This window comes from Streptomyces sp. NPDC005820 (assembly GCF_040630255.1).
Classification (GTDB): Bacteria; Actinomycetota; Actinomycetes; order Streptomycetales; family Streptomycetaceae; genus Streptomyces.
Window position 1 is genome coordinate 1 of sequence record NZ_JBEXXE010000137.1, and the last position, 1,071, is coordinate 1,071.

The 1,071-nt window shown below is 64.1% G+C and carries 3 protein-coding genes; all 3 read right to left on the bottom strand.

Annotated elements, in window-relative coordinates; translation table 11 throughout:
- On the bottom strand, nt 1–329 hold a 329-nt coding region (locus ABZ464_RS52090; protein WP_359290077.1), incomplete at its 3' end, for a DUF6507 family protein.
- Nucleotides 330–362: 33 nt separating this feature from the next.
- Nucleotides 363–677, bottom strand: a complete 315-nt coding sequence (locus ABZ464_RS52095) for a pore-forming ESAT-6 family protein (RefSeq protein WP_359290079.1) — start codon at nt 675–677, stop codon at nt 363–365.
- Between the two features lie 60 nt (nt 678–737).
- Nucleotides 738–1,070: a hypothetical protein gene (locus ABZ464_RS52100; RefSeq protein ID WP_133911612.1), complete on the bottom strand. Its 333-nt coding sequence runs from the start codon at nt 1,068–1,070 to the stop codon at nt 738–740.
- Nucleotide 1,071: the final 1 nt, after the last annotated feature.

A 1,071-nucleotide genomic window follows, 5' to 3' on the forward strand; every position in this document is an offset into this window, starting at 1 on the left:
GCCTCCAACGCCATCTGCTCATCACCGTTCAAGTACGCCGTCGTCGCGTCCACCACGCCCTGGAGCGACTTACCGGCACGCGCCGCCACGAACGACAGGTCCTTCGACGCACGCTCCGCATACTGCGACAGCGCAAGGGCCACCAGGCCGCCCTGCGCCTGCTCCCCACCCGCCGCCGGAGCATCCGCCGAAATCGTCCCCGCACTCGACGCCGCCGACGTCAGATGCTCACCGAACGCCGTCGCATGCTTCTGCAAGTGCGACGCCGTCTCACCCGTCGTCTTCACCACACCCGAAATACCCTGCGGTTGCAGATCCCAGCCCGGCATCCCTCAAACCCCCGTTCCCCGCCCGAAGACCCGTCAGCCGATGTTGTCCACCGCGGACTTCGCCCGCTGGATCGTCGACTGCGCCGTACCGTCGTTCTGCTCCAACGTCGACTTCAGCAGACCGATGATGTTCCGCACCTCAGTCGACGCACGATTCCACCGCTGCTCCTTGCCGTGATACTCATCCGCCACACCATCAGCCGTGAAGTCCGCCATCGCCGCCTTCACCTGACGGTCACGCTGACCGATGACCTCCTCCAACCGCGCCACCACCGCCTGGATGTTCCCCTGCGCATCCGCCGACGCACCCGTGTCGTACGACCGACGATCCGAACCCGCACCAGCCACCACTAACCACTCCCCGTGAAAAGAAGAAAGAACCCGATCGACCGAACAGAGCGCTGAGACTCAGCGGGCGCCGAAGCGCGCCGCATCGAAGTTCGCCGCCGACATCTGCTGCCGCGCGTTGTCACCCTGCTCCTGATCACCCGAGCTGAACGCCGAGTCCATCCCCGACTGACCACCCAGAATCCCCGACAACGACGCGTTCAGATCATTCGCGATCTCATCCGCCCGCGCCTTGAACTGATCGAACATCGCACGACCCGTACCGTTGAACTTCCCCTCCAACGGCGTCGCCGCCTGCACCAACTGCTTGATCAACGAACCCAGATCATCACTCGACCCACGCGAATCACGCTGCAACGTCGACAACGTCTGCGCACCCATGTCGAACTTCATG